Source organism: Nocardia sp. NBC_00565 (assembly GCF_036345915.1).
Classification (GTDB): domain Bacteria; phylum Actinomycetota; class Actinomycetes; order Mycobacteriales; family Mycobacteriaceae; genus Nocardia.
On sequence record NZ_CP107785.1, the window covers coordinates 9027972 to 9049617 of the forward strand.

Annotated in this window: 17 protein-coding genes, 1 tRNA gene and 1 pseudogene; 9 read left to right on the forward strand and 10 right to left on the reverse strand. The window is 66.9% G+C overall.

Annotation, left to right across the window (positions count from 1 at the left end):
- Positions 1–40: 40 nt before the first annotated feature.
- A pseudogene (locus OG874_RS41285) lies at positions 41–1123 on the reverse strand (lipase family protein); the annotation flags it as partial.
- Between OG874_RS41285 and OG874_RS41290 the strand changes: the two are divergent.
- Together OG874_RS41290 and OG874_RS41295 are read left to right on the forward strand one after the other, a co-directional pair.
- Positions 1124–1309 (forward strand): hypothetical protein, encoded by a 186-nt coding sequence (locus OG874_RS41290; protein ID WP_330252447.1) that lies wholly within the window; start codon positions 1124–1126, stop codon positions 1307–1309.
- A gap of 355 nt (positions 1310–1664) precedes the next feature.
- A complete protein-coding gene (locus OG874_RS41295; RefSeq protein ID WP_330252448.1) occupies positions 1665–5138 on the forward strand; it encodes an indolepyruvate ferredoxin oxidoreductase family protein in 3474 nt (1157 codons plus the stop codon).
- A gap of 44 nt (positions 5139–5182) precedes the next feature.
- On the opposite strand, the gene OG874_RS41300 is transcribed toward OG874_RS41295, so the two are convergent.
- Positions 5183–5452 (reverse strand): DUF3761 domain-containing protein, encoded by a 270-nt coding sequence (locus tag OG874_RS41300; RefSeq protein ID WP_330257636.1) that lies wholly within the window; start codon positions 5450–5452, stop codon positions 5183–5185.
- Here OG874_RS41300 and OG874_RS41305 point away from each other — a divergent pair.
- Positions 5436–5657 (forward strand): hypothetical protein, encoded by a 222-nt coding sequence (locus OG874_RS41305; RefSeq protein ID WP_330257707.1) that lies wholly within the window; start codon positions 5436–5438, stop codon positions 5655–5657. The genes OG874_RS41300 and OG874_RS41305 overlap by 17 nt on opposite strands.
- A 201-nt stretch (positions 5658–5858) precedes the next feature.
- Here OG874_RS41305 and OG874_RS41310 read toward each other — a convergent pair.
- Both OG874_RS41310 and amaB read right to left on the reverse strand, forming a co-directional pair.
- Positions 5859–5932: transfer RNA gene (locus OG874_RS41310), tRNA-Met, on the reverse strand.
- A 73-nt stretch (positions 5933–6005) separates the two neighbouring features.
- The gene (gene amaB, locus OG874_RS41315) at positions 6006–7535 is read right to left on the reverse strand and encodes an L-piperidine-6-carboxylate dehydrogenase (protein WP_330252449.1); all 1530 of its coding nucleotides are present in this window, start codon (positions 7533–7535) and stop codon (positions 6006–6008) included.
- Positions 7536–7644: 109 nt separating this feature from the next.
- Between amaB and OG874_RS41320 the strand changes: the two genes are divergently transcribed.
- The 3 genes from OG874_RS41320 (at position 7645) to OG874_RS41330 (ending at position 10886) form a co-directional block, all read left to right on the forward strand.
- Entirely contained in the window at positions 7645–8097 is a 453-nt protein-coding gene (locus OG874_RS41320; protein WP_040686931.1) for an Lrp/AsnC family transcriptional regulator, read from the forward strand.
- Positions 8098–8163: 66 nt separating this feature from the next.
- Positions 8164–9513: an L-lysine 6-transaminase gene (gene lat, locus OG874_RS41325; RefSeq protein ID WP_330252450.1), complete on the forward strand. Its 1350-nt coding sequence runs from the start codon at positions 8164–8166 to the stop codon at positions 9511–9513.
- Between the two features lie 116 nt (positions 9514–9629).
- Entirely contained in the window at positions 9630–10886 is a 1257-nt protein-coding gene (locus OG874_RS41330; protein ID WP_330252451.1) for a YVTN family beta-propeller repeat protein, read from the forward strand.
- A 5-nt stretch (positions 10887–10891) separates the two neighbouring features.
- Here the strand turns inward: OG874_RS41330 and OG874_RS41335 are convergent, their stop codons facing one another.
- Both OG874_RS41335 and OG874_RS41340 read right to left on the reverse strand, forming a co-directional pair.
- On the reverse strand, positions 10892–11230 hold the full coding sequence (locus tag OG874_RS41335; RefSeq protein WP_330252452.1) for a hypothetical protein: 339 nt from the start codon (positions 11228–11230) through the stop codon (positions 10892–10894).
- Positions 11230–11649 carry a DUF1707 SHOCT-like domain-containing protein gene (locus OG874_RS41340; protein WP_330252453.1) on the reverse strand — a complete coding sequence of 140 codons (420 nt, stop codon included), beginning with the start codon at positions 11647–11649 and terminating at the stop codon, positions 11230–11232. Before OG874_RS41340 ends, OG874_RS41335 begins: the two co-directional genes overlap by 1 nt.
- A 184-nt stretch (positions 11650–11833) precedes the next feature.
- Here OG874_RS41340 and OG874_RS41345 point away from each other — a divergent pair, with 184 nt between their 5' ends.
- Together OG874_RS41345 and OG874_RS41350 are read left to right on the forward strand one after the other, a co-directional pair.
- Positions 11834–13333: a serine/threonine-protein kinase gene (locus tag OG874_RS41345; RefSeq protein WP_330252454.1), complete on the forward strand. Its 1500-nt coding sequence runs from the start codon at positions 11834–11836 to the stop codon at positions 13331–13333.
- 243 nt (positions 13334–13576) lie between these two features.
- Positions 13577–15967, forward strand: coding sequence for a serine/threonine-protein kinase (locus OG874_RS41350; RefSeq protein WP_330252455.1), 2391 nt, complete (start codon positions 13577–13579; stop codon positions 15965–15967).
- Between the two features lie 123 nt (positions 15968–16090).
- Here the strand turns inward: OG874_RS41350 and OG874_RS41355 are convergent, their stop codons facing one another.
- The 3 genes from OG874_RS41355 to OG874_RS41365 all read right to left on the reverse strand — a co-directional run bounded on the left by OG874_RS41355 (position 16091) and on the right by OG874_RS41365 (position 20088).
- Positions 16091–17041, reverse strand: coding sequence for a patatin-like phospholipase family protein (locus OG874_RS41355; protein WP_330252456.1), 951 nt, complete (start codon positions 17039–17041; stop codon positions 16091–16093).
- Positions 17042–17205: 164 nt separating this feature from the next.
- Positions 17206–19011, reverse strand: a complete 1806-nt coding sequence (locus OG874_RS41360) for an acetyl/propionyl/methylcrotonyl-CoA carboxylase subunit alpha (protein ID WP_330252457.1) — start codon at positions 19009–19011, stop codon at positions 17206–17208.
- Between the two features lie 162 nt (positions 19012–19173).
- Positions 19174–20088 carry a sulfurtransferase gene (locus OG874_RS41365; RefSeq protein WP_330252458.1) on the reverse strand — a complete coding sequence of 305 codons (915 nt, stop codon included), beginning with the start codon at positions 20086–20088 and terminating at the stop codon, positions 19174–19176.
- 166 nt (positions 20089–20254) lie between these two features.
- Between OG874_RS41365 and OG874_RS41370 the strand changes: the two genes are divergently transcribed.
- Positions 20255–21085 (forward strand): helix-turn-helix transcriptional regulator, encoded by an 831-nt coding sequence (locus tag OG874_RS41370; protein ID WP_330252459.1) that lies wholly within the window; start codon positions 20255–20257, stop codon positions 21083–21085.
- Here the strand turns inward: OG874_RS41370 and OG874_RS41375 are convergent.
- The gene (locus tag OG874_RS41375; protein ID WP_330252460.1) at positions 21011–21646 is read right to left on the reverse strand and encodes a Maf family protein; all 636 of its coding nucleotides are present in this window, start codon (positions 21644–21646) and stop codon (positions 21011–21013) included. The two genes, OG874_RS41370 and OG874_RS41375, sit on opposite strands and share 75 nt — an antisense overlap.

Consider the following 21646-nt stretch of genomic DNA (forward strand, 5'->3'; position numbering starts at 1 on the left):
TCGCCGAACTTCGTCGCGGGGCCGCTGTTCGTCGACCGGTTCAGCAGCTGGTCGGCACCGGATCGCCGCGGAAGCGGGCCTCCACGTAATTCCAAGCGTCGAAGAAGCCGGCCACGGCCGTCGTCATGTGTTCGGCGATGTCATAGGGATGGAAATCGACCGGAGCTCCGGCGCGGCAATAACGTTCGGCCACCTCGGCCACCGGGTTGAAGAAGGTGAGGGTATCGAATCGGCCCTGCCAGATGTAGGTGGGTACGGTCGGGACGCCGGGGTAGAGGCGCAAGCTGTTCTCGCGCAGCACCGCTCGCGCTTCCGGGCTGTCCATCAGACTCTTGGACGCGGCCATCTGCTCGGCGCTGCGGAAGATGCCGTGGAAGAGCAGGAAGCGGCGGCACGCGTCGTGTGTGAATTCCCGGAACCACAGACCGTTGTCGTTGAGTTGATCCGAAATCGGCAGCCGGTTCGGGTATTCGCGCTCCAGGCCCATGGCGGCGGCGAAGGCCAGCCCGAAGCCGGGGTGCGGATTGAAGCCGAGTGCGAGCGCCATCTCCTCCAGGTCGGCGGGAATGCCGCCCGCGACCGCGGCGGCGAGCTTCAGGTCGGGGGCGTAGCTGGGCTGTAGCGCGGCCGCCCACGCGGTGGCCATGCCGCCGCCGGAGTAGCCGGCGATCGCGACCGGCGAGTCGGCCAGACCGAGGTCGTTGACCTTCTGTACGGCCTTGACGCTGTCCAGGGTCATCATGCCGCTCAAGCGCGCCGCGCCATAGGCGGAGGTGGGGCCGAGGTAATCGGGCAGCGAGATCGCCCAGCCGCGTCCGATCGGCAGCATCGCGCCGACCGCGTCCTGCAATTCCCCGTTGAACAGCGACCGAGACGGACTGCACTGGGTACCAAGGGAATTGATCAGCGCCTGATAGGAGACCAAGGGCGGATTCTTGACACCGACCGGGAGCAGCACAGTGGTGATGCCCATGACGGGGTTGCCGAGGGAGTTGGTGGAGCGGAACGCCACCTGCCACCCCTCGGTGCCGACATAGAGGCCGGTGTCGATCTTGCGGGTGCGCACCACATCGCCGGGTTTCAGCGCACCGAGTTCGGCGGGTGGTGTGTAGAAGGCATCCGGATGCCGAAGGTCCCGACACCTCGGCCGATATCGGACGGACCGGCACTACAAGGGGAAACCGCAGTGCACTACGTCGTGCACTACGCGGATGGGAAGAAGAAACCGGCGGCCGAGCCGAACGCGAGCCGATCGCGGCAGATTCCTCGCACCGCCTTCGGCTCCGCGGCCACCCGGTTGCCGCAGTGAGCGGCACCATCTGCTGCGAAATTAGCGCAGGGTGTGCGGTCCCGCGAAATGAACACGATGAAATGAGATAGGTCACAGCGCCGACCCACCCGCGGCTGGTCGAAATCACGGCGCACCCAGGCGGTCCGCTATGGCGTTGATCATCCGCACGCGCGCGGCCGGAGTCACGTGGCCGAGGTCACATCACACCTCGCATCCTGCATAGCTCGTGCCCACTATGAGTTACTGAGATTGAGCAGTCTGCTCAACATGTCGCATGTCGGTTGTGCGTTCAGCTCTTCAGGGACAGGATGGCAGCAACAAATGCTCAACGAAGCGAAGCGCCCGATCGGCGCCTCGCGGACGGGTGGACTACATGACCGAGCTCGCGGACCGCGAACTGATCCCAGCCCCCTATGACCTTGCCGACCGCTACCGCGTCGGCGCGGGCACCGTTGTCCTCACCGGCGTCCAGGCGATCGCTCGACAGCTGGTCGAGCAGCATGTTCGTGATCTGCGCGCCGGGCGCCGGGTCGGCACCTTCGTATCCGGATATCAGGGCAGCCCGCTCGGCGGCGTCGACAAGATGCTGAACGGAATGCCGAATGTGCTGGCCGAGCACGATATTTCCTTCGTACCGGGTTTGAACGAGGAGCTCGCCGCGACCTCGGTGTGGGGGAGTCAGGCCGATCTGCCCGCGGGCAATGCGACGCATGACGGGGTGGTCGGGGTCTGGTATGGCAAGGGGCCTGGACTCGATCGCGCGACGGATGCGTTGCGGCACGCCAATATGTACGGCGTCAACGCCCGTGGCGGCGTGCTGTTGCTGGTCGGTGACGACCCGGCTTCCAAATCCTCCACCGTGCCCGCGGTGAGTGAGCGTTCGCTGGCCGCGATGGGCATTCCGGTGCTGTTTCCGCGCAATGCGCGCGAGATCATCACGATGGGTCTGCATGGTGTCGCCCTCTCGCGGGCGTCGGGCTGTCCGGTAGCGCTGAAGATCGTCGCCGATGTGGCCGATGGCGCGTGGACGGTCGACGGCACAGTCGGCGATATCGACCTCACCGTGCCCGAAATCGAGTGGGAGGGTAGGCCGTTCACCTATCTGCAGCGGCCGATGGCCGCGCCGACGGACAGCGTGATCGCCGAGGCGGATCTGCACGGACCGCGCTGGGAAATGGTCAAGGCCTACAGCACGCTCAACGAACTCGATGTCATCGAGGTGAATCCGGCGCGCGGCACCATCGGCATCGCCGCCACCGGAACCACCTTCGACGCCGTGCGCCAGGCGTTGGTCGATCTCGGCGTCGACGATGACGCGCTCGTGCGCGCCGGGGTCCGGCTGCTGCGCATCGGCATGCCGTATCCCATTGCGCCCGAACGCGTCCGGCAGTTCGCCGCGGGGCTGGAGTGCATCGTGGTCGTCGAGGACAAGACCGCCTTCATCGAAACCCAGATCCGCGAAATCCTGTACGGCACAACCAATGCGCCGCGCATCATCGGCAAGCGCGATGCCGAGAATCGGCCGCTGTTCGCCCAGGATGGCGAACTCACCTCGGGCCGGATCGTCGCGCCCCTGCGTCGTTCGCTGCAGGACCACCTGGAGATGAAACGTCCCTTGCCGCAGCCGCTGTCGCTTGCGGTTTTGCCAGCCAAGCGTGCCGCCTACTTCTGCAGCGGCTGCCCGCACAACCGGTCCACCGCGGTACCGGAGGGGTCGCTGGCCGGTGGCGGCATCGGCTGCCACACCATGGTGACGATGTCGGACCGCGCGGACAGCAAGGTCACCGGGCTGACCCAGATGGGCGGTGAGGGCGCGCAGTGGATCGGGCAGGCCCCGTTCACCTCGGTGCCGCATCTGTTCCAGAACATCGGTGACGGAACATTTTTCCACTCCGGCCAACTCGCCGTGCAGGCGTGTATCGCCGCCGGGGTGAACATCACCTACAAGCTGCTCTACAACGACGTCGTCGCAATGACCGGCGCGCAGGACGCCGAGGGCGCGCTCGCGGTGCCGATGCTGACCCACAAGCTCAGCACCGAGGGTGTCCGCCAGATCATCATCTGCGCCGACGATCCGAAGAAGTACCGCAAGCGCGATCTGGCCGCCGGAACCCGGCTCTGGCACCGGGATCGGCTCGACGAAGCCCAGCGCGCGCTGCGCGAGATTCCCGGCGTGACCGTGCTCATCTACGACCAGCACTGCGCCGCCGACGCGCGCCGCCGGCGCAAGCGGGGCACACTGCCGGCCCGGCGGACCCGGGTGGTCATCAATGAGGCGGTGTGCGAGGGCTGCGGCGACTGCGGCGTCAAGAGCAACTGCCTGTCGGTGCAGCCGGTCGATACCGAGTTCGGCCGCAAGACCCGCATCGATCAGACCTCGTGCAACACCGACTACAGCTGCATGGACGGTGACTGCCCGTCATTCGTCACCGTAGAACTGCCGGATCCGGCGAAAGCCGAGAAGCGCAAGGGAGCTCGACGCCCCGAGCCGCCGGACCTGCCCGACCTGCCGAATGTCGCCCCGGCGACCACCCAGAACGTCTTTCTCGCGGGCATCGGCGGTACCGGCATCGTCACCGTGAACCAGGTGCTGGCGACCGCCGCGCTGCGCGCCGGATACGAGGTGGCGAGCCTGGATCAGATCGGACTGAGCCAGAAGGCCGGACCCGTTGTCTCGCACCTGCGCTTCGCGACCGGCGAACTGGAACCGGCGAACCGGCTGACCCCCGGTTCGGCCGACTGCATCGTCGCCTTCGACCTGCTCACCGCTACCGACAACAAGAACCTGGCCTACGGCTCGAAGCAGAGCACCCTATCCGTCGCGTCGACCAGCAAGACCCCGACCGGTGCCATGGTCTACGACAAGTCCGTCGCGTATCCCGAAGAGCGCGAGCTGCTTTCCCGGCTCGAACAGGTCTCGCGGTCGGTGCGCTCGTTCGACGCGCTGGCCGCCGCAGAGGTGTTGTTCGGCAATACCGCGGCCGCCAACTTCCTGCTCGTCGGCGCCGCCTACCAGATCGGCGGCCTGCGTTTGCCCGCGTCGGCGATCGAGGAGGCCATCGAGATCAACGGTGTCGCGGTGAACGCCAATATCGCGGCATTCCGCTGGGGTCGTGCGGCGATCGCCCGACCGGATGAATTCGCCGCGGTCACCACCCGCAAGACGCGCAAACGCGCCGAAACCACCATTCCGGCAGACCTTTTCGACGGGGTGACCGCGACGGGTGAGACCAGGCGTCTGCTCGAACTGCGCGCCGCCGAGCTGATCGGCTTCCAAGGCGTGCGGATCGCCCGAGACTATGTCGGCACCGTGCAATGCGTCTGGGCTGCCGAGCGGCGCGTCACCGATCGCACCGAATTCAGCGAGCAGGTGGCGCGCGGCCTCTACAAATTCACCGCCTACAAGGACGAATACGAAGTCGCCCGCCGCCTGACCGATCCCACCTTCCTGGACGAGGTCACCGACCAACTCCCCGACGGCGCCAACCTCACCTACCGCCTGCACCCACCCATTCTGCGCGCCATGGGCCGCAAGAAGAAGATCGGCCTCGGCCCTCGCAGCCACCTCGCCCTGCGGTTACTGGCCAAGGGAAAGCGCCTGCGTGGCACCAAGTTCGACCCCTTCGGCTACGCCCACCTGCGCCGCGTCGAACGAACCCTACTGTCGCACTACACCGAAATGGTGGCCGAACTCGCCGCCGACCTCGATCAGTCGAGCTATGACCGCGCGGCCCAGGTCGCCGCACTCCCCGATATCGTGCGCGGCTACGAGGACATCAAACTCGCGAATGTCGAGCTGTACCGAAACAGCCTGCGCGACTTGGGTATCGAACCACCGCAGGTTTAGTCCGTGGGCCGGGCACTGTACCCCGGCCCACGGCATCGGCCTGCTCAGAGCCAGTTGGCGACCCCGCCGTGGTGCGAGCACGTCCCCGAACGGTGCTGGCTGTAGCTGTAGGTGCCATCGCCGCAGCGAGCGGTCGCGCCGGGCGGTGCGGCCGGGGCGGATTGCGGGCGGTGCACGCACTGACCGTCGGAGTTGACATAGGAATCCGCGCCGCAGCCGGCTGTGCGGCTTTCCGCGACGGGTGGAGCTACCGCGGCAGGTGGTGATGCTGCCGCGGGCGGGGTGTAGGCCGTGGTCGTGGGCGGGATCGACACGGCGGCCGGTGGTGGTGTTGCGGATGGTGTCGGTGCGGCCGCAGTGGTGGTGGTCGTCGTCGCGGTGGATGTCGTGGTTTTCGGTGCGGTGCTGGATGCCACGGCCGCGGTGGTGAGTCCGGGCCCGGTCGGTGGCGATGCGCACCCACCGAGTAGAAGCACGAAAGTGCCTGCGAGACCGACGCTGGTAACCAGAAGCGCGTAAGGACGGTGCTGCATATTTCCCCATCAGGCTGAGCCAGATCGGGTTGCGAATGTCTGTGACCTGGCGCAGATTCCATCGAGTCAGCAGACGCCTCGTTACCGACACTCGGTCACGACACGCAGGCGATCGCTGCGCCGGTCGATGTACACAAAAAACGGTCCGGGCCAGTCGGTTTATAAACCGACCGGCCCGGACCTGCAGTAGCAGGGACCGGATTCGAACCTGTGACCTCTGGGTTATGAGCCCAGCGAGCTACCGAACTGCTCCACCCTGCGTCGTTGTTTGAAGATTACGCGGGGTCCTGGGGACGCGCGAGCGATTTATCGCGCGGCTGAGCTGGGCGGTGGTTCAGCCGAATTGGATGCCCTGGGCCAAGGGCAACTGGTCGGAGTAGTTGATGGTGTTGGTGGCGCGGCGCATGTAGGCCTGCCAGGAGTCCGAGCCGGATTCGCGTCCACCACCGGTCTGTTTCTCGCCGCCGAACGCGCCGCCGATCTCCGCGCCGGAGGTGCCGATATTGACATTGGCGATACCGCAGTCGGAGCCGTCGGCGGCCAGGAAGCGTTCGGCCTCGCGCTGGTCGGCGGTGAATACGGCGGAGGAAAGTCCTTGCGGCACATCGTTGTGCAGCTCGACTGCGGCGTCAAAGTCGTGGTAGTTCAGCACGTAGAGGATCGGCGCGAAGGTCTCCGCGCGGACCACGGCGGTCTGCGCGGGCATCCGCACGATGGCGGGACGCACGTAGAAGGCGTCGTCGCCGAAGCCGTCCACTCGTTCACCGCCGCAGACCAATTCACCACCGTCGGCCAGCGCCTGGTCGATCGCCGCACGCATGCCCTCATAGGCCCGCCGGTTGATCAGCGGACCTACCAGCACACCGTCGTCGAGCGGATTGCCCACGCGCAGTTGCCGATACGCGCCAGCCACCCGATCCAGCAGCGGTCCGACCACATCGGCGTGCACGATCAGCCTGCGCAGTGTCGTACAGCGCTGCCCGGCCGTGCCCGCCGCCGCGAATACGATCCCGCGCGCCGCGAGCTCCAAATCGGCTGTCGGCGTGACGATCGCGCCATTATTGCCGCCCAACTCCAGTAGGCACCGCCCGAACCGAGCGGCCACCCGCGGCGCGACGATGCGGCCCATGCGCACCGAACCGGTCGCGCTAACCAGCGCCACCCGCTCGTCGTCGACCAGCCGGGACCCGACCTCCGCGGCACCCTGAATCAGTTGGTGTACGTCGGGATCCGCGCCGACATCGGCCGCCGCGCGGCGCAACAGCGTGTGGCAGGCCAGCGCCGTCAGCGGTGTCGTCTCCGACGGCTTCCACACCACCGTGTCACCGCACACCAGCGCGAGCGCGGTATTCCACGCCCATACCGCGACCGGGAAGTTGAACGCCGAGATCACCCCGACCACGCCGAGTGGATGCCAGGTCTCCAGCAGCCGATGTCCCGGCCGCTCCGAGGGCATGGTCCTGCCGTACAACTGCCGCGACAACCCGATCGCGAATTCGCAGATGTCGATCATCTCCTGCACCTCGCCGACGGCCTCGGCGCCGATCTTGCCCGCCTCCAGGGTGACCAGCTCGCCGAGTTCGGCCTTGTGCGCGGTCAACAGCTCGGCCAGCCGTCGCACCACCCCGGCCCGTACCGGCGCGGGCACGGTGCGCCAGCTCCGAAAGGCCGCGGCGGCTCTGCCGATCGCCGCGTCCACCTCGTCGAGCGAGTCCGCGGGCATGGTCAGCAGCGTGCCGCCAGTGATCGGCGTCCGCGCGGGCAGTTCGCCCGCAACGGGCGTATCCGCGCCGATCGCGCGCAACAGCTCCGCCGCGCGTGCGGACAGATCCTTGGTCAGGTGGTCGTCGAGCGTATGTGTCATCGATTGCTCCGCAGTAGCTTTGGGTCGCTGGTCCAGGTCGAATGGGTACGGGGAGTTAACGAGTGGAGGTTTTCGCCACGAGTCGGGTCCGCTGAGTTAGCCTTCGCTGATGGCGGATACACCGGCAAGACCCGTACTCGATGACATCGATCGCCTGCTGATTCGTGAACTGATGGCCGATGGTCGCGCCACCCTGTCGAATCTGGCCGAAAAGGCGAGCTTATCGGTCTCGGCTGTGCAATCGCGGGTCCGCAGACTAGAGGCACGCGGGGTGATTCGTGGCTACACGGCGCATGTCGACCCCGAGGCGCTCGGACAGTTGTTGTCGGCATTCGTCGCAATCACTCCTCTCGACCCCTCGCAACCCGACGACGCGCCCGCGGTGCTGCAACATATCCCGGGAATCGAGGCATGCCATTCCGTGGCCGGTGACGAGAGTTACGTACTGCTGGTGCGGGTGGCCTCTCCTCGGCACCTCGAGCAGTTGCTGCAGGAGATCAGGGCGACCGCCAACGTGCGAACTCGAAGCACCATCATCTTGCAGACATTCTACGATAGATAGCCATATGGCCGGAATTACTACGATTGTTGTGTAGAACTTTCGTAAAGATTCCCTTACCCTACGGGTGTGACCATCGAACTGGAGCGCACCCGCGCGGGGAGTGGCACTGCACCGGTCACCCCCGCCACCCGGGTACACGAGATTTTGTCGGCGCACATCCTCGCCGACGGATTCGACCTGGTGCTGGACCTACGGAAATCCCGTGGCTGCCGGATCGTCGACGAACGAGATGGCAGCTCCTACCTCGACATGTTCGGTTTCTTCGCCTCGAACGCCCTCGGCATGAACCATCCCGCCCTGGCCGAGGACGAAGAATTCCGGGCGGAACTGGGCGCGGCGGCGCTCAACAAGCCGAGCAACTCCGACATGTACACCGTCGAAATGGCCCGCTTCGTACAGACTTTCGCGCGCGTGCTGGGCGATCCCCGGCTACCGCACCTGTTCTTCATCGACGGCGGCGGAGTCGCGGTGGAGAACGCGCTCAAGATCGCGTTCGACTGGAAGAGCCGGCACAACGAATCCCACGGCCGCGCACCGGAACTCGGCACCAAGGTGCTGCATCTGACCGGCGCGTTCCACGGCCGCACCGGCTACACCATGTCGCTGACCAATACCGATCCGGTGAAGACGGCTCGCTTTCCCAAGTTCGATTGGCCGCGCATCGACGCGCCGTTCCTGGCCGACGGTGTCGACATCGCCGCCGCCGAGGCACAGGCGCTCGACCAGGCGCGACGTGCCTTCGCCGAAAACCCGCACGACATAGCGTGTTTCATCGCCGAACCGATCCAGGGCGAGGGCGGCGACCGTCATCTGCGCGCGGAGTTCCTGCAGGCCGTGCAGCGCCTGTGCCACGAGAACGACGCGCTGTTCGTCCTCGACGAGGTGCAGACCGGCGTCGGGATGACCGGAACCACTTGGGCCTACCAACAACTCGGGCTCGCGCCGGATGTGGTCGCATTCGGAAAGAAGACCCAGGTCTGCGGCGTAATGGCGGGCGGGCGCGTGGACGAGGTGCCCGATAACGTCTTCGTGGTCAGCTCTCGGCTCAATTCCACCTGGGGCGGCAACCTCACCGATATGGTGCGGTCTCGGCGCATCCTCGAGGTGCTCGAGCACGATGAGTTGATCGAGCGGTCAGGACCGCTCGGCGCGCATCTGCTGCGGCGGCTGGAACAGCTCGCCGCGGATCATCCTCGGGTCACCGAACCGCGCGGCCGCGGGTTGATGTGCGCGATCACGCTGGCCGGCCCCGAGTTGCGCGACGAGTTGCTGACCACGCTGCGCGAACGCGAACACGTGTTGATCCTGGGCACCGGCGACTGCGGCATTCGGTTCCGGCCGCCGCTCATCGTCACCGAGGCCGAGTTGGACGCCGCTGTCGACGCCATTGATCGGGTGCTCAGCGACGCCGGATAGGAAGAATCGGGCAATCCGCGCGCTTGGGCGCGGATTGCCACGGAATCTCGGCGGCAACGCCTACGCTTCGCACCCATGTCATCTCGTCTTCACCACCGCCTGGCACGGTGCAGCGCGTGAAACGACAGCGCAATCACCGAAACTGCGCACCATCGGGCGGGACCATCGGTGCCGCCAACCACCCACTGATCGCCGCGTTGGCCGTCGTCGTGACGGTCGCGGGGTGTGCCGCCAGCGAGGCCGGATCGGCGGGCGTCGCGATTCCGCCCGCCACCACGACGCCCGCCACCACGATCCCAGCCACCAGCGCGGCGCCGCCGCATCTGGAAAACCTCTTGCCCGGCATGCCGCCGCCGCTGTCGCCGACCGATGTGTATGCGGCGAATCGGGAGTTGAGTCGGGCGGTGGCCGATCATCGCCCGCTGGTCTATGTGCCGAACAGCGAATCACATTCGGTATCGGTGATCGATCCGGCGACCTTCCAGGTGATCGATAGATTCTCCGCGGGCGGACGGGAGCCACAGCATGTGGTGCCGTCCTATGACATGCAGACGCTGTATGTCACCAATGATCTGCCGATCGGCGGGGGCAGCCTGCTGCCGATCGACCCGCGCACCGGTAAGCCCGGTGCGCCCTTCCCGGTCCGCGACCCCTACAACATGTACTACACGCCGGACGGTCGATACGCCCTCGTTGTCGCCGAGGCGGACAAGTCGCTGGACTTCTACGATCCGCACACCTGGCAGAAGGTGCACGCGCTGGCGGTGCCCGACTGCGCGGGTGTGGACCATATGGACTTCACCGCCGACGGCCGATTCGCCTTGGCCAGTTGCGAATTCATCGGCCGGATGCTGGTCTTCGACGTCGCCGAGCGCACGGTGGTCAAGATGATCGACCTGCCCGGTGGCCGCGGTGGGAAACCACAGGACGTCAAGCTCTCGCCGGACGGGCGGACCTTCTTCATCGCCGATATGGTCGCCGACGGCATCTACACCATCGACGCATCGTCGTGGGAGAACACCGGTTTCGTGCCGACCGGTAAGGGGGCGCACGGTCTGTACGTCACGCGCGACTCCAAGCAGATGCTGATCACCAACCGGCACGAGGGCAGCATCTCCGTGTGGGATTTCGCCGCGAACACGCTGGTGCACAAGTGGTTCATCCCCGGCGGCGGCAGTCCGGACATGGGCAATATCTCCGCCGATGGCCGGGTCTTCTGGGTCTCCGGTCGCCATCACGGCGAGGTCTACGCCATCGATATCGTGAACTGGAACCTGTTGGCGCGCATCCCCGTTGGGCGCGGCGCGCACGGCCTCACCATCTGGCCCCAGCCCGGACGTTATTCGACGGGCCACACCGGTGTCATGCGGTAGCTGAATCAGCGCAGTTGGAGGCCGAGGCCGCCTTCGACGAAACGGCGGACCGCGGTGGTGCCGGTTTCGAGGGCGGGTTCGTAACCGGGGCGGGACCAGCCGGTGAGTTCGGCAGTCTGGTCGGGGCCGGGGGTCACGACGATTTCGGCGACCAGTTCGGCGGTGGTGGGTTCGCAGACGGCCCAGGAGAAGTGGGTTTCGTTATCCCACTGCTCACTGCGGACAGTGACGTAATCCGGGTCGGTGATGCCGCCGTCGGCGAGGGCGGGGCGGTCATCGATCCGGTCGTCGGCGCGCAGAGCGCGCAGATACCAGGTGCCCGCGTTGATTTCGACTGGCTCCATCAGTCCTCGATCTCCCGGCGGCCGCGGCGACGCTGGCGACGGCCGCGCTGGTGCTGCTCATGCCGACCGCCGAACAGCAGCGCGCCCGCCAGTGGGATGGCCAGGAACCAGAGCCAGCTGCCGGTGACGAAGAAGAGGATGACCGCGAGGATCGGGATCACCGCCATCAATCGCTCCGGCCATTCGTCGAGGAAACCGGAGTCGCGCTTGGCCGGTACGGCGGCGGTGGCCAGGGCGGGCTCGGGCAGGTCGGTGAAGACTTTGTCCAGGTCACCGCGGGTCAGCGCGGCCGCGACCACGGCGCTGCGCTCATCGAATTCCGCCACGCTGAGCCGCCCGGCGGCGAAATGATCGGACAGTCGCTGCATCGCCTGCTCACGCTCCGCGGTACCGATGCGGATCTCGGGCACGTCACTCATATCAGCAAGGCTAGCGGCTGAGGCTGAACACGATCCTGACCCGCTCCTCGGATTTCGCGCCGTCGAACCGACCGACTGCGGCAAGATCAGTCGGCCGCGGCGTCGTTTTCGCAGATTCCGCGATGGCGGTACGGATTTCGGGGTACGTCTCGATGCAGGCGCAAGATTGGTGGGAGGTTTCGACGTGTCCGAGACGTGGTTCGGCCATTACCGTCTCGACCGGTTGCTCGGCGGCGGAGGCACGGGGCAGGTCTGGCTCGCGTGGGATACGGTCGCCGACCGCGCCGTCGCGCTGAAGATGTTGGCCGCCTCGCACGCCGCGGATCCGACCTATCGGCTGCGGTTCACCAGAGAGGCCCGCCTGGCGGCCCAGGTGCCTGGGCCGCATACGGTGCCGATCCACGCCTTCGGCGAACTCGACGGCCGACTATATATCGACATGGAGTTCATCGAGGGCACCGATGTCGGGGCGCTGCTGCAGCGTGCTGGGCCGATGGCTCCGGCGGGCGCCGTGGCGATCATCGCGCAGACCGCGACGGCGCTCGATGCCGCCGAGCGGGCGGGTCTGGCGCACCGCGATGTCAAACCGTCCAACATCATGGTGCGTCCTGACGGCTTCGTCCAGCTGATCGACTTCGGCATCGCGCACCGCGTCGACCAGCCCGCGATCACGACCTACGGCAATGTGATCGGCACCCTGGGATATATGGCGCCGGAACGCTTCAACGGCATCGCCGACGCCAGGGCCGACCAGTATTCGCTGGCCTGCGTCCTCTACGAATGCCTCACCGGCCAAAGGCCTTTCGGCAACATAGACGCCCCACAGCAACTGTTCGCCCACTTAGCGGCCACGCCACCCAGCGCCGCAGCGGCCAACTCCGCTGTGCCCGTGGCCCTCGATACCGTAATCGCCCGCGCCATGGCCAAGGACCCGAGCCAACGCTGGCCCAGCGCAGGCGACTTCGCCGCTGCCGCATATGCGGCGGTAACCGGGCGGGATGCGTCGACGGTCGAGATCACGGCGGCGACGACCAGTGCGCTACCCGAACCATGGGGTGTGGCCGAGTCCCGCGGGGCCGGCGAGTCGCGGGTGATGGCTGCGTCGGACGGGGCAGGCTCGAGGCAAGAACTCGGGGACCGGCACGAATCGATTCGGGGCGATGGACAGGTGAGTGATCGCGAGCTCGGGTGGGCAGGGGGACCGGGGCGTGCGGTTGCTGTCATCGCGGCACTGATCGGTGTGATCGGGTGGGCGCTGTGGCTCGGGCGGCCCGGCGGAGCTGAAACAAGTTCGGCCGCACCCTCACCGGCCCGGTCGGCACCGGTCCATTCCAGCGCGACACCGCACCCGGCCGAGTCGGTGCGGGCGGCGGCACCGAACGCGGTTATCCCGATTGCTGGGCAGCCGTGTAATCCAGCCGTCGACGGCGATACCGTCGCACGCGACGGCACATTGCTCGTCTGTCGGTCTGTGGGTGGCAGCACGGCGAATTGGATTCCGGCGCAGTCCTCCGGTGGTGAATCGCGGTCCGAAGGCGAGCAATCAGCCTCGGCGAACTCGGGCAACAGTGACTCGGTTCCCGGCAACCTAGGCGGCGGCAATTCGGGCGGTGGCAATTCGGCCAGTGATAAGCCGGGCAACGGCAAACACGGACACGGTAAGCCGGCGAAGCCGGGCAAGTAGGCGTTGATCACCGCGTACGCCGATGCGCGCGGTATGGAGGTGTCGTCGGTACTGCGATTTCGGCTACCGCTGTTCGGCGGCCGTCCGGTCGCTTGTCCGGCTGATCGCTGAGTAGGAATACGTAGGGGACGTCACACTGGTCGGGGGGCGGGGGCGGGGCTAGGGTCGGGAGAGGTCGGGCGATGCGGTTTCGATCGGGTTGCCGCCCCACTCCGCAACGGCGCGGCCACCGGGAGGTCAATGATGGGGGAACAGTTCGGGAAGTACCGGCTCGACCGTTTGCTCGGGCGCGGTGGCATGGGGGCGGTGTGGCTGGCGCATGACACCGGCAGCGGGCGCACGGTCGCGCTGAAGGTGTTGGCCGAGCATGTGGCCGCCAATTCGGAGTACCGGCAGCGGTTTCAGCGTGAGGCGCGGCTCGGGGCTGGTCTGCGGCATCCGCATATCGTGCGGATCCACGGGTTCGGGGATCTCGACGGCCGGTTGTTCATCGATATGGAATACATCGATGGCATCGACCTGGCCGAAATGCTCACCAGGGTGGGCACGTTGACGCCCGTCGCGGCCGTCGACTTCGTGACGCAGGTGGCCTCGGGCCTGGATGCGGCGCATCGGGCCGGGCTCATCCATCGTGACGTCAAACCGTCGAACATCCTGGTCGGCACCGGCGGCCACGCCTATCTCATCGACTTCGGCATCGCGCAGAGCCTGGGCCAGACGGCCGTCACCGCCACCGGAATGGCCATCGGTAGCTGGGCCTATATGGCGCCGGAACGCTTCAACGGCACCGTCGACGCCCGCTCCGACGTCTACTCACTCGCCTGCGTCCTCTACGAATGCCTCACCGGCCGCCGCCCGTACGGCGACACCGACCCGGCCCGCCAGATGCACGGCCACCTGATGACCGACCCGCCGCGCGTATCGACGGTGAACCCGGCAGTACCCACGGAACTGGACGCGGTGCTCGCCCGCGGCATGGCCAAGGACCAAACCCAGCGCTATCCGACAGCACGCCAATTCGCCGCCGCAGCCTACGCGGCCACCGCCCTATCACGCCGCTCGCACGCGGGCGCGCCGTCATCGCCGCCCGGATCAGCGACGCCGTCGGTCCAGCCGCCGAGCACATCGGGTCGGCCATTGGCTGCCTCGGACGAGGGCGCGCTGTCGCACGCGGGTGTGCCGCAATCGTCGACGCCTGGGTCGGCGACGCCACAGGCTCGGACGCCGGCTGCGCCGGGTCGACCGCTGGCCGAGTCGGCCGAGGCAGCCGAGGGCGCACAGTCGCAAACTCCGCTGCCGCAACAGCCGAGACCGACGCGAGTGGAAACGCACGCGCCTATGACATCGGCGGAACCTGCAGCGCCACTGGCCAAGTCGCCGAAGCCGCTGCCACCGACAAAGGTACTGCCGGAACCCGGGTCGGCGGCGCAGTCGGGTCGTCCGCAGGCCACGTCGGCCGAGGCGTCGGACGGCGCGCTCCCGCAGTCGCATGCTCCGCTCTCGCAGGAACCGGTGGCCGAGGAGCAGTCGAGACCGACGCGAGTGGAGACGCGTGCGACGACACCATCGGTAGAACCCGTAGCGTCACTGGCCAAGTCGCCGAAGCCGCTCCCACCGACGAAGGTGCTGCCGGAGCGGCCGCTAGCTGAGGAGCAGTCGAGACCGACGCGAGTGGAGACGCGTGCGACGGCATCGGCGGAACCCGCAGCGCCACTGGTCGGGTCGGCGCCGAAGCTGCTTTCGCCGACGAAGGTGCTGCCGGAGCCGGGTCCGACGCCAACGCTGGTCGCGACTCGATTGGCACCCGGTCCACCCATTGCACCGGTGGGAAGTGTTGTACCACAACAGAATTCGCCGTGGTCGCCGCGCGTTCCCGGTGTCGCAGGGCAGCCGAGATCGCTCGTTCGCCCGCCGACTCCGGCCGGGCGGGCTGTGCCGCAACCGAGGAAAGCCGGGCGGCGAGTGCCGGTGGCCCCGCGGTGGACGGTATCGCAGCGCCGTCCGTGGATTGCGCCGCCGCCCGTGCGCAGAGCCCCCCGTCGCCCACGGCGGAAGTCCTTCCTGGCCAGGATGATCGGCGCACTCGTCGTCATCTTCCTGACGCCGTTCATGCTGGCGGCCGGTTGTGCGGCACTGGTCGCCTTCGGCAATACCGGCAGCGGGGGCGGCCCGCGAACCGGCGATCCATCGGTCGCGGTGCGCGATGACGGCACCGCGCAATCGGCCGAACCACCCGCGCCACTGCTATCCGGCCTGAACACCCCGGTGCGTGACGGGAAGTTCGAATTCGTGGTCACCGCAGTGGATTCCGGTATCTCGCGGATCGGATTGCAGAACGCGGGCGGCACCTACTCCATCGTCACCCTCGACGTGCACAATATCTCCGATGAGCCGAAATGGTTCCTACCCGTGGGCCAACGCCTCGCCGACCCCCAGGGCCGCCAGGTCGATCACAATGCGATCGCCACCATGTGGCAGACCACCCAGCACCGCTACGGCTACTCGTTCGAACTCCAACCCGGCCAGTCCGCCACCACCCAACTGGTCTTCGACGTCCCCCAGGACGTCACCCCCAGCCAGCTCGAACTCCACGACTTCATGCTGTCCAATGGCGTCACCGTCAACCTGAACTAGCTGCGCCCAACACCGGATCAGCGCTGATCGCACAGCCTCATCTGGGCAATCACCGACGCACGTACGGGTGGGGAATCGTCGGTCACGCGGCCGAGGTCGCCGGTCGATGCTCGCGATATCGGGTCAGCGTGCGTTGTCGACCGAGCTGACCAGTGCGGCCAAGGAGGTGTGCACGGCTCGGCGTCCGATGGTCAGTGCCTCGGCGAGCAGTGCGGTGTCGCGGGCAGCGCTATCGATATCAGGCGAGCCGAGAGGCGGATGGATCTGTAGGACCGCATCCCCGAGGTTCGCCATAAAACCGTCCTCGACGGACTGCTGGTGTGGCCGCTGGAGCCAGGCGCGATAAGCCCCAGGTGCGCGCACCCGCAGATAGCTACCGCCCACCACCTGGTGCAGCCGCGGGGCGGGTGGCCTTTGCTCATCGATGCGGCGGGTGCGCAGCACCAGCGCGTGCGTCGTCCCATCGCGCACCGCTGTGCGGATCGGCACTGTTTCGGACAGACCGCCGTCGAAATACTCGGCATCGCCCAGCGGCACTGGCGGCCCCGCGAGAATCGGTAACCCCGCCGAGGCGCGCAGCGCGGTCATCAGCGTGTGTTTGTCGACAATGTGGCGATGCAAGTCGACGGCGTGCCCGGTGCGGGTATCGGTGCCGATGGGATGAAAGGTGGTGGTGTTGGCCAGAATCGCCGGAAAATCCATCGGCTCGATGCCGTCGTACACCTGGTGCACCAGGTAGTCCAGATCGAAGGCCGGGCGTCCGCGCAGCAGCCGAGCCGGATCGACCGCGCGCCGCATGATCACCGGATCGGTCCAGGAACGCATGCCGGCCACGGCACGTCCACACAACAGCCACGCGCCGTTGATCGCGCCCGCCGAGGTGCCGTAGACGGCGTCGAAGATCGCGGCGAGCCCGAGTTCTTCCAGGGCCTGCACCATGCCGCTGGAGTAGACGCCGCGACTGCCGCCGCCCTCGATGATCAATGCGAGGCGATGGCCGTCGGCGCGGCACGAGGATTCACGTCGGCCGCGGATGACCTCCGCGACGGTCGGCACAGCGGTCGAACGGCTCACCCGATTCACGATACGACAAGGCGGGCGTACACAGCGTTGCCCGAGCGCCCGCTCGAATTGGTATTCGCCCAGTGTTTACGTGATCGACCGCACCGGTATCCGGCCGCAAACGACAAAGAGCGGGCGCGGACTCCGATGTCCGCGCCCGCTCTCGGCGGTACCGCTTACTTGATCTCCGCGAGCACCGTGCCCTGGGTGATGGCCGCGCCCGCCTCGACGGACAGTCCGGTGACCACGCCCGACTTGTGCGCGTTGACCGGGTTTTCCATCTTCATCGCCTCGAGCACCACGATCAGATCGCCGGCCTCGACGGACTGGCCCTCTTCGACCGCGACCTTCACCACGGTGCCCTGCATCGGCGCGGTGACCGCGTCACCGGAGGCCGCGCCGGCACCGGCGCCGCCACGCTTGCGCGGCTTGGGCTTCTTGCGGATCACACCGGCGCCGTTGCTCGCCGCACCCGCACCGCCGCCACCGACGGAGAAGTTGCCGGGCAGCGAAACCTCGACCCGACGCCCACCGACCTCGACGACGACCTTCTGCCGCGGCAGGTCCTCGTCCTCGTCCTCGGTGACACCGGCCGGGGTGTACGGCTCGACGGTGTTGACCCACTCGTTTTCGATCCACTTGGTGTAGACGTCGAACTTCTCGCCGTCACCGATGAACGCCGGATCCTCGACGATCGCGCGGTGGAACGGGATGACGGTAGCCAGTCCCTCGACGCGGAATTCGGCCAGCGCGCGGCGGGCCCGCTGCAGCGCCTGCTCGCGGTTCTCGCCGGTGACGATCAGCTTGGCCAGCATCGAGTCGAACTGGCCGCCGATCACACTGCCCTGCACCACACCGGAGTCGACGCGCACACCGGGGCCGCTCGGCTCGGAGTAGACCGCGACCGGGCCGGGGGCGGGCAGGAAGCCGCGACCGGCGTCCTCACCGTTGATCCGGAACTCGAAGGAGTGACCGCGCGGCGTCGGATCCTCCTTGATCGTCAGCTCGTGGCCCTCGGCGATGCGGAACTGCTGGCGCACCAGGTCGATACCCGCGGTCTCCTCGGTGACCGGGTGCTCGACCTGCAGGCGGGTGTTCACCTCGAGGAAGGAGACGGTATCGCCCTGCACGAGGTACTCCACGGTGCCCGCGCCGTAGTATCCGGCCTCCTTGCAGATGGCCTTGGCGGAGGCGTGGATGCGCGCGCGCTGGTCGTCGGTCAGGAACGGCGCGGGGGCCTCCTCGACCAACTTCTGGAAGCGGCGCTGCAGCGAGCAGTCGCGGGTACCGGCGACCACGACATTGCCGTGCTGGTCGGCGATGACCTGGGCCTCGACGTGGCGAGCCTGGTCCAGATACTGCTCGACGAAGCATTCGCCGCGACCGAAGGCGGCGACCGCCTCACGGGTGGCGGATTCGAACAGCTCCGGAATCTCCTCGATGGAGTGCGCGACCTTCATACCGCGGCCACCGCCACCGAAGGCGGCCTTGATGGCGACCGGCACGCCGTACTGTTCGGCGAACTCGACCACTTCGGCCGCGTTCTTGACCGGATCCTTGGTGCCCGCGGCCATCGGCGCCTTCGCGCGCTCGGCGATGTGGCGCGCGGTGACCTTGTCACCCAGGTCGCGGATGGACTGTGGCGAGGGGCCGATCCAGATCAGCCCGGCGTCGATGACAGCCTGGGCGAAATCGGCGTTCTCGGAGAGGAATCCGTAGCCGGGATGGATGGCGTCGGCACCGGACCTGGCCGCGGCGTCGAGGATCTTGTCGAAGACGAGGTACGACTCGGCCGAGGTCTGGCCGCCGAGGGCGAAGGCCTCATCGGCGAGCTTCACGAATGGGGCATCGGCGTCCGGCTCCGCATATACCGCGACGCTGCCGATTCCGGCATCCTTGGCCGCCCGGATCACGCGAACGGCGATCTCGCCTCGGTTAGCTACGAGTACCTTCGATATCCGCGCGCTGGCATGGCTGGGCACTGAGCCTCCTGTTAGCAATCTTTTTGGTCGCCCCGTGGTCGACAAACTTCCGTCTGGGGGAGTGTAGGCAGTCTGCCAACAGAGGCTGAACTCGGATAGCCCTACTCAACAGTAGGTCGCGGATCACATCAAGCCCCCGCTTGTGCCTGACGCAGATCAGGGTTACCTGGTACGGGCCTTGCGGACTGAACCGGTCGGTGCGTCACCGGGTTCATACCCCTTGGCAATCGGCATGCGCACCGAGTTACCCCATTCGGTCCAGGAGCCGTCGTAATTGCGCACCGTTTCGAAGCCGAGCAGATAGGTCAGCACGAACCAGGTGTGACTGGAGCGCTCGCCGACGCGGCTGTAGACGACCACGTCTTCTTCGGCCGCCAATTCGCCGTAGGTCTCGTCCAATTTCGCGCGGGACCGGAAGCGGCCGTCGGTGTTGAAGGCTTCGGTCCACGGAATGTTCACCGCGGTCGGAATGTGCCCGCCGCGCAGTGCCGCGCTCTCGGGATTGATCGGCGGTTGGATCAGCTCGCCGGAGTACTCCTCGGGTGAGCGCACGTCGATCAGCGGTTTGCCCAGGTGCGCGTGCACGTCCTCGCGGAACGCGCGCACGGTGCTGTCGTCGCGATGGACCAGTGGATACTCGCTGCGGATGCGGTAGGGCAGGTCGAAGGTGGTGTCGCGTGCCTCGGAGATCCACGCGTCCCGGCCGCCGTCGAGCAGCCGCACATCCGGGTGCCCGAACAGGGTGAAGACCCAGAAAGTATGCGCGGCCTGCGCGTTGCCGCGATCACCGTAGATCACCACGGTATCCTCGCGCTCGATTCCCTTGTCGCGCATCAACTCGGTGAACCGGGCACCATCGATATAGTCACGCGTAACCGGATCATTCAGGTCGCCCCGCCAATCGATCTTGGTGGCGCCGGGAACGTGTCCGATGTCATAGAGCAGTATGTCCTCGTTGGACTCGACGATCTTGAGTCCCGGCGTGCCTATGTTTGCCGACAGCCACTCTGTGGTTACTAGTCGGTGAGGATGTGCGAAGGGACCGAAAGCAGGATGAGAGTCCGGAGCAGCGGGCACGATATGGGTCCTTCACACGAGGTAGACGGTGGTTACAGCGGTTCGGGTCTCGCAGCGATGGTAAGTGTGAGGCGATAGGGAAACTCGTTTCAGATCACAAATCGGCTGAATGGGCGAATAAATCGCACCCTCATCCGATAAAGTCTCCCGGGAGGAGGGGTGAGCTATGTCCGATTCTTGGCCGAGGCGTCGACTGCTCGCGATCCTACGTGGCGCTAGCGAACCTCTCGATGCGCAAGAACTGGCCAGAATCACCGGACAGCACGTCACCACTGTTCGGTTCCATCTGGATGTACTCACCAGGGAATCGCTGGTGCGGCAATTCCAGCAGCCACCGCGCGGCCGTGGCCGCCCGCGCATCGGCTATAGCGCGGTCCAGCGATCGGTCGGTTATCAGGAGTTGGCCCAGGTATTGGCCGACCAGCTCGGCCCCGATCCACGGCGTCGCTCCGAGGCGGCCATCGAGGCCGGGCGGGCGTGGGGCGCCAAGCTCGACGCGGGCGATCACGCGGTCGAATCGCTGGAGGACGCCAAGGACGTCACCATAACGCTGCTCTCGGAGCTCGGTTTCGCGCCGGAACGCGATCCGGCCACCGAAACCGACGAGCAGGTGCTGATCCGGATGACCGCCTGCCCGCTGCGCGAACTCGCGCGCACCCACTCCGAGGTGGTGTGCGGCGTGCATCTCGGTCTGATCAAAGAGGTCCTGGACCGCAATGGTGTGCGCGGTGAAGTGAATGTCCGGCTGCACCCTTTCGTCGAGCCGGAACTCTGCGTGGTCCGGTTGGAGCTCATGGCTGGACGACGGGACCAAGAGGCACGACGGGACCAAGACGTGCGGCGGGAGCCGGAGCACGGCCGCGAGGCGACACCGGTGCCGATCGGCGCCGAAGCCGGAGCAGAGCAGAGGATCGCGCCGCCGTCAGCGGGCCGAATGGCTCCACAACTGCGCAATGCCGACCCCAACGTCACCAAGCAGTCGGCGCAGCAGTGGTAGCCCGATCCCGATAACGCTGGACGGATCGCCATCGATGCGATCGACGAACCAGCCGCCCATGCCGTCGAGGGTGAACGCGCCCGCCACCTGCAAGGGTTCACCGGTCGCGATGTAGGCGTCCAGCTCCTCGGGTTCGGGTTTGGCGAAATGCACTGTGGTGGAACTGCAGTCGACCGATTCGGTGGTGATCGCACCGTCTCGCAGGCGCAGCACGCAATGACCGGTGATGAGATCGGCACTGCGCCCGGCCATCTCGGCCCAGCGGGCCCGCGCCACCTCGGGCGTATGCGGTTTGCCCTGCAACTGGCCGTCCACCAGCAGCATCGAATCGCAGCCGACGACAACGCAATCCGTGGCGAAGTCGGGAATGGTGGCGGCCACCGATCGGGCCTTGGCCCGCGCCAGTTCGACCACGACGATCTCGGGCGCCGTACCGGGCGGCAGTGCCGCGGCGACGGCGTCCTCGTCGACGTCGGAGACTCGGACGACGGGATCGATGCCCGCCGAGCGAAGCACCTCGCGGCGGGCCGGCGACGCGGAGGCGAGAACCAGTCTCGTCAT